General features: G+C 68.4%; 6 protein-coding genes and 2 pseudogenes. 3 read left to right on the top strand and 5 right to left on the bottom strand.

What is annotated here, in order from left to right:
* Nucleotides 1-82: 82 nt before the first annotated feature.
* Together ACF1B9_RS23005 and ACF1B9_RS23000 are read right to left on the bottom strand one after the other, a co-directional pair.
* A pseudogene (locus ACF1B9_RS23005) lies at nucleotides 83-313 on the bottom strand (gfo/Idh/MocA family oxidoreductase); the annotation flags it as partial.
* Entirely contained in the window at nucleotides 271-531 is a 261-nt protein-coding gene (locus ACF1B9_RS23000) for a hypothetical protein (protein ID WP_391743402.1), read from the bottom strand. The pseudogene ACF1B9_RS23005 and the gene ACF1B9_RS23000, both read right to left, overlap by 43 nt.
* A 96-nt stretch (nucleotides 532-627) precedes the next feature.
* Between ACF1B9_RS23000 and ACF1B9_RS22995 the strand changes: the two are divergent.
* Nucleotides 628-1,742 (top strand): annotated as a pseudogene (locus ACF1B9_RS22995) (IS630 family transposase).
* A gap of 27 nt (nucleotides 1,743-1,769) precedes the next feature.
* Here ACF1B9_RS22995 and ACF1B9_RS22990 read toward each other — a convergent pair.
* Nucleotides 1,770-2,432, bottom strand: a complete 663-nt coding sequence (locus ACF1B9_RS22990) for a M15 family metallopeptidase (RefSeq protein WP_391743400.1) — start codon at nucleotides 2,430-2,432, stop codon at nucleotides 1,770-1,772.
* Between the two features lie 233 nt (nucleotides 2,433-2,665).
* A complete protein-coding gene (locus ACF1B9_RS22985) occupies nucleotides 2,666-3,724 on the bottom strand; it encodes a hypothetical protein (RefSeq protein WP_391743398.1) in 1,059 nt (352 codons plus the stop codon).
* An 81-nt stretch (nucleotides 3,725-3,805) separates the two neighbouring features.
* Here ACF1B9_RS22985 and ACF1B9_RS22980 point away from each other — a divergent pair, with 81 nt between their 5' ends.
* Entirely contained in the window at nucleotides 3,806-4,117 is a 312-nt protein-coding gene (locus ACF1B9_RS22980) for a PadR family transcriptional regulator (protein WP_100607637.1), read from the top strand.
* A complete protein-coding gene (locus ACF1B9_RS22975; protein ID WP_391743396.1) occupies nucleotides 4,114-4,878 on the top strand; it encodes a hypothetical protein in 765 nt (254 codons plus the stop codon). Before ACF1B9_RS22980 ends, ACF1B9_RS22975 begins: the two co-directional genes overlap by 4 nt.
* A gap of 570 nt (nucleotides 4,879-5,448) precedes the next feature.
* Here ACF1B9_RS22975 and ACF1B9_RS22970 read toward each other — a convergent pair.
* Nucleotides 5,449-6,543, bottom strand: a complete 1,095-nt coding sequence (locus ACF1B9_RS22970; RefSeq protein ID WP_391743394.1) for a helix-turn-helix domain-containing protein — start codon at nucleotides 6,541-6,543, stop codon at nucleotides 5,449-5,451.
* Nucleotides 6,544-6,609: the final 66 nt, after the last annotated feature.

The raw sequence follows: 6,609 nt of genomic DNA, 5'->3' as shown, positions 1-6,609 counted from the left end.
GCTCCTCTCACCGCCCCGTGACCCGGCCCGACACGCCGGATCACCTCTGCAGATCAACCCGTACGCACCTCTGCATCAGAGCCCGTACGCCGACACCTTCGGTGACGCCGCGGAATGCGGCGAGGGCCTCCCACTGGGTGCGGGTGGAGCCGTTGGCCCAGTAGGTGAGGGTGTCGGCGACGAGGATGCCGTGGTCGCCAGTGACGACGGTGGTCCGTTCCTTGAGCGGGGAGACCCAGTTGACCTGGTGGTGGGTGATGGTGCCGTCGGTCAGCTGGCCGAGGGCCGCGAGGAGGTCTTCGTGTGGCCGGCCGAGCCCTTGACCTTGCGGTCGAGCGCGTCGCCGAGGCCGGCGAGGTCCAGGGCGTCGTCCAGGGCAGGGGGTGGCCATGCCTGCCCGGTCGCCGACCACAGGAGCCGCAGGTTGGCCCGGCCGGTGAGGTGAGGCACGAAGGCCGGACCGTCGATGAGGACGCCGACGCGGCTCAGCACGGTCGCCCCCAGGCCGACCGGCTCGCCCAGGACGGTCACGCTACTGCCGTGACCGGAAACGATCACGGGGGTGGCGCTGATTGGCCTCGGGTCGGTTGGATGTGACGTCACGTCCGATTGGCGCGGGGAGACGGGATGGCGCAACCGGTCAGGGTCCGGAGACTGACTGAGCGGGAGGGGCAGAAGCTGCAACGGATTGTGCGGCGGGGCAGCACCAGCACGGTGCGGTGCCGGCGAGCGATGATGCTGCTGGCCTCGGCGGGCGGGGACAGCGTCCCGGTGGTTGCGCGCCTGGTGCAGGCCGACGAGGACACCGTCCGCGATGTGATCCACCGCTTCAACGAGATCGGCCTGGCCTGTCTGGACCCTCAGTGGGCGGGAGGCCGTCCCCACCTGCTCAGCGATGACGACGAGGACTTCGTCATCCAGACGGCCACCACGCGCCCGACCAAGCTCGGCAAGCCCTTCACCCGCTGGTCGATCCGGAAACTCGTCGACCACCTGCGGCGCAACGTCGCGCTCCCATACGCATCGGCCGCGAGGCCCTGCGCTCGCTGCTCGCCCGCCGCGGGATCACCTTCCAGCGCACCAAGACCTGGGAGGAGTCCACCGACCCGGACTTCGACGTCAAGCTCGACCGGATCGAGTACGCCATCAACGAGCGCCCCGACCGCACCTTCGCCTTCGACGAGTTCGGCCCGCCGGACATCCGCCCGACCGCCGGATCGTGCTGGGCGAAGCAGGGCAAGCCGGACCGGCTGTCGGCCACCTTCCACCGAACTCACGGAGTGCGCTACTTTCACGGCTGCTATTCGGTCGGCGACGACACGCTCTGGGGTGTCAACCGCCGCCGTAAGGGCACCGACCACAGTCTCGCCGCGCTCAAGAGCATCCGGACCGCCCGCCCGGACGGCGCCCCGGTCTACGTGATCCTGGACAACCTCTCCGCCCACAAGGGCCGCACGATCCTCCGGTGGGCGGCAAGGAACAAGGTCGAGCTCTGCTTCACACCGACCAACGCGTCCTGGGCGAACCCGATCGAGGCGCACTTCGGGCCGCTGCGGCAGTTCGCCCTGGCCAACTCCAACCACCCCAACCACACCGTCCAGCCCCGGGCCCTGCACGCTTATCTGTGCTGGCGCAACCAGAACGCCCGCCACCCCGATGTCCTGGCCGCCCAGCGGCGCGAACGCGCCCGCGTCCGCAGCGAGAGAGGCATCCGGTGGGGCGGGCGCTCCGCCGTCGTGTGACCGGTCAGTTCGGAAGGGACGGGCCGGTCAGCTGCACGAGCCGACTTCTTTCGGGCCGTAGAGGGCTGCGGCCTCTCCCGTGATCAAAGCCCAGTAGCGGTCCCCGAAAGACCAGTGCCACCATTCCGTGGGGTAGTTCACCATCCCCGCAGCCGTGAGCACCGTGCCCAGCAGCTTCCGGTTGGCGCGGGCCTCCTCGCTGATGTTGGCGGCATGGGTGTAGCAGGCGCCCGCGCTCTCCTCCGGGTCTGCGTTCATGCGTGTGCCCAGGTCCAGCTCGTGCCCATCGGCGCCGGCCAGGGTGAGGTCGACGGCCGCGCCGGCACTGTGCGGAGCGATCTCGGGTGGTGACACATACCGGCTCGCCGACGAGTGGATCTGCTCGGCGGACCAGTCGAAGTGGGCAGCTCGCAGCTGATCGGCGTACTCCTCGAAATACTCCCGCTGCAGGGAAGGAGGCCGGTACCCCTCAACGAACAGCAGCCGCAAGCCCTGCGGAAGCATCATCTGGGCCTTGAGCAGCCGTTCCACCACGCCTTCCCGCAAGTACGCGAAGGTATCTGCCGGGTCCTGCTTGCGCGTATCGACGAGCAACGAGTCGCCGAGGCGGACGTCCACAAGACGTTCACCGCACTCGGCAACAGGTATGGCAGCAACCTTCGGGTCCGACATCAACACGATCTCAGTCATGACGCGATCTTCCCGCAGGGCTCAACCCGGCGAACCTTCCCGGTCACAGCACTACCGATGTCCGGGGAGGACAGGCCGACCAGCATGCGCATCGTGGAGTCTTGCCCGCTCCGTTCGGGCCGAGCAGCGCGCAGATCTGGCCGGCTTCCACGGTGAAGCCGAGCCCGCTGACGGTCTGCCTGCGCCCGTACCGTTTGGACAGCTTATGGGCGCAGATCACCGGTGCTGCTTGTTCATGCATGGTGGACGGTTCCATCGTCACGCCTTTCACCGGTTCGTTCCCGGTCGTCGAAGGCGGACGCCGGCCGCGTCCGAGTGGTGGCGGCGCGGCCCGGAGGACCCTGGGGAAAGCGCGCGAGCAGGAGAGCCGCCGCGATCACAGACGTAGCCGCCCCAGCGCCCAGCGTGAGGGCGGCGAGGGCCGGTACGGATGTGAGTGTTCCTGTTCCGAGCACCGACCACAGGGCGTCGCGGAACGCCGTCGCCACGCTGATCGCGACGCATCCGGCGACCATCGCGGCCTCGGCGATGCGGCGGGTCCGGGTGCGCGGTGGCCGTGTGATGAACCCGGCGATCGCGTTGCTGATCACGCAGAACGCCAGGTCGGAGGTGGTCACGACGATCAGCATCCAGGTGATGAGGAGCGGATCCGTCCAGTGTTCGCCGATGGCCTGGGCGCCGGTGATGGCGGCCGCCGCCAGCGTGCTCACCACGACGAATACCGTCATCGCCCGGCGGCGCGCCCAGTCCACGGCATCCGCGTCGGCCCAGGCCCGTAGCACCGGGATACGCCGGCAGACGAACACGACGTCGCCGAGCCAGTCCTGTCGCCGGCTGCGGGACGAGCCGGGCCGCCGACGACACCGCACCAGCAACAGTACTGCCGGCACGGTGAGTACGGAGTTGACGACCAGCCCGCTGATCAGCACCGATGCCCATCCCGAGAACGAGGACGGCGTACGGGCGATGACCGCGACCCATTCGAACGCCAGCGTGAGCCCGACCAGTGTCGTCATCACCCCCGCCGCACGCATCGTCTGCCACGCCCGGTCGGCACCGCCCGGCGCCCGCCACGCGAGCAACCGAAGCGCGGTCACGAGAGCGAGCATCGGCACGGTGAACTGAGCCAGGGACACCATCACGTCGTACGGATCGTCCTGCCACGGGCTGGCCGCCCTGACCGTCTTGTCCTGGGTCTCCAGCACCGTCAACGCCTCGAACGCGGTGGCGGTGGCGAGGCTCACCCAGACCACGGCCGAGGACACCCGGCCGTTCTTTTCCATGGGTTCCATGAGGCGTCATAGTACGCGCCTCGTACTACGTGACAAGTAGTATCGCGGGTCGTAGTATGGGGTTGGGAGGCAAACAGACCCATGCACAGCAACGACGCCCAGATGCTCGTGCTCACCGTCCTCGCCGACGGCCCACTGCACGGCTACGCCATCAACGCCGCGATCGAGGAACTCGCCGGCCGCAAACTCGGCCCCGGCAGCCTCTACGGAGCACTCTCCCGACTGGAGGCACGCGAGCTGATCCGGCCCGCGGACGAGGCGGCCGAAGCCCAGGAACGCCACCGCACCATGCAGATCACCGACACCGGCCGCGACCAACTTCACACCGAGCTCCAGCAGATGGCCCGCATCTCCGCCGCCGGCCTGCGTGCCCTCGGGATCACTCCGGCATGAACGCGGCCACGCTCCTGACCCGCCTCTACCCACCGGCCGTTCGCGAGCGCTGGGGCGAGGACATCAGCCACGAGGTGTCCGCATCGGGAATCCGCTCCTGGCCCGACACCCTGGCCGGCGCCGCGCGACTCTGGCTCCACCCCGGCGACTGGCCCGAGTCCTTCACCGGCCAGACCCGCCGCGTCCTGACGGTCGCACTCTTCGCGCTCGCCGCGGCAACCGGGCTGCTACTGCGCTCCGCCGAACCCTCCAGCACACTGACGGCCGACGTCCACCACCCCGCCACCAGCCTGTGGCTCGCCCCGATCCTGCTGGGCATCTGCCTCGCCACACCGCTTCCCCCGCTCCGTGGCGACGTACTCCGCCCCCTGACCTCCGCGGCGGTCCGCACCCTGGCGGCCCCGACCGCCGCGTTCCTGGCCATGTGCCTGACGGCATGGAGCGGCGCCGCCGAACACGTCACAGGCGTCGCCGACACCACCATGGTCCTCTGCTACTGGTTCACGCTCGGATTCGCCGCGTTCCGACTGTGCACCCTCGTCGCCCACGTGGCCCGGACCGCCGCCCTGCCGACAACACGCCGCCTGTCCACGGCACTCCTGCTCATCGGCGCAGGACTGACCCTCGCCGCGAGTCAGAACCTGCTCGCCGCCGTCCGGACCGTTCCCCATCCGAGTTCCGTCGTCGAGACCCTGGCGCTGAGCGTCCTGGCCGCAGCGGCGATCAGCGTCGGCCACGATGTGAAGCGGACGAGGGCATAAGCCCCAGCAGAGGCACAGGGCCGGGCCTCCCGTCAATCATCCCGAACATGTCCCCGGACGACGTCGGAACGGCCCGCAACCTGCGCTCCGCGAACGCCGAATGACCGGCACCGGCTCTTCGGGGTGCGGATGCGAGGAGCGGCCTCCCTGACCAACCAGCCGCCGTGCTGCTGAACGTCACAGCTCCAGCGCATGCGTGAGCGATGCGTGAGCGGACAGTCCGGCACGAGGTGTCAGTCGCGGGATTGAGTAGGCAGCCAAGCGGTGCTGACCAGGCAGGACAGCACCACGTGGCAGCGCCGAGCACCACCCGGCAAGGATTCGATCCCACTTGTAAAGCGCAGGATGCAAGCCAGATACGTCATCCTCTGCCTGGCGGAGGCATCTACCTTCGCGCAAGCAATCCGCTCCCCAGCGACAGCAGTGCCCGTGGCAGGTACCACACCGGCGCCTGCAGAAAATCTTCTGGCCCGGGGCCGCATCGCCCCCCGTGCCGCTGTCGCGCCAGATGGACCGACCTTGCAAGTTTGGTCACCACACCGTCTGATGTGCCCCGCCCGGGTGACGACCTCAACGCACGAGGCTCAGTGCCTTTTTGGCCCTGTGATCGCTGGAGACTTCACCGCCGCCTTCGATCGCCGTCATGGTCAGCCCGAAGAGCAGTTTCTTCATCTCCTCTGATGTGACGCACAGTTGATCGGCGACGTCGCTCGGACGCACTCCCTTGGAACGAAGCGATTGGAAGACCTTTGTCAGGATCTGGGAGGTCTCTCGCTTCCTCAAGCCCTGGGACTCGTCGGTTCGGTATCCGCGTGCACTCAGGTCGGCACACGTAGAGCGGTACTGCCAGTCGGTGAGCAGGCCGAGGTCGTGCATCCGGTACGTCAACGCCATGGCCGAGACCTTCCAAATCCGCTTGCCTTCGAGGATCTGATCGACGCGGGCCCCTGCCGGCATGTGCCCCAGCACGCTGGCGGCTGGCATCAGAAAGGCGCTGGCGAAGTCATTCGCCTGGCGTTCGGCTTCCGGCCCCGTGCAAGGGCGCTCACCACTGGCATGCATGATCAGGTGGCCGAGTTCGTGGGCCGCGTCGAACCTGCTCCGTTCGACGGTCTTCAGCGTGTTCAGGAAGATGAAAGGGACGTCGCCCCGCCATACCGCGAAGGCGTCCACCTCCAGCGAGTCCGGCGGCAGGGAGAACATCCGGACGCCACGGGCCTCCAGCAGGTGCACCATGTTCGGTGCCGGCGCGTGCCCCAGGCCCCAGCGGGTGCGCACCATCTCCGCTGCTGTCTCAGGGTCCGGCTTGCCAAGGGAAGGGAGATCCGACTCAGGCAGGCGGAACCTTTCGTCGATCCAGTCGTACAACTGGGCAGCGAGAGTGCCTGCGGCCCTGGCCGAGTCCAGCACGCGAGGTGGCGTCTTGGTCCGGGCTCGCCAAGAAATCCCCTCAGCGGGCAGTTCGTCGACCTCAACCCCGGAGAAGAACGGCTCCGGGAAGTCGAGAGCGGCAGCGAGCCGTCGGATCGTGGGGGGACGTGGCGATGTGCGTCCCGTCTCGTAGTTCGACAGGCTCTGCAGCGACACCCCAGCGCGTTTGGAGAGCTCTGCGAGAGTCAGTCCCCGGCGCTTCCGGGCCAGCGTGATGCGGGATGGAGTCACCATGGTGGACTGCCTCGTATGTCGGTGGTACAGGGTGCGGCACTGACAGAACAGTGCCGCACCAGGACG

The sequence above is a fragment of the Streptomyces sp. NPDC014727 genome (assembly GCF_043083485.1).
In the GTDB taxonomy this organism is placed as follows: Bacteria; Actinomycetota; Actinomycetes; order Streptomycetales; family Streptomycetaceae; genus Streptomyces.
The sequence above is the reverse complement of the archived record's forward strand: the minus strand, read 5'-3'. Positions and strand labels throughout refer to the sequence as shown.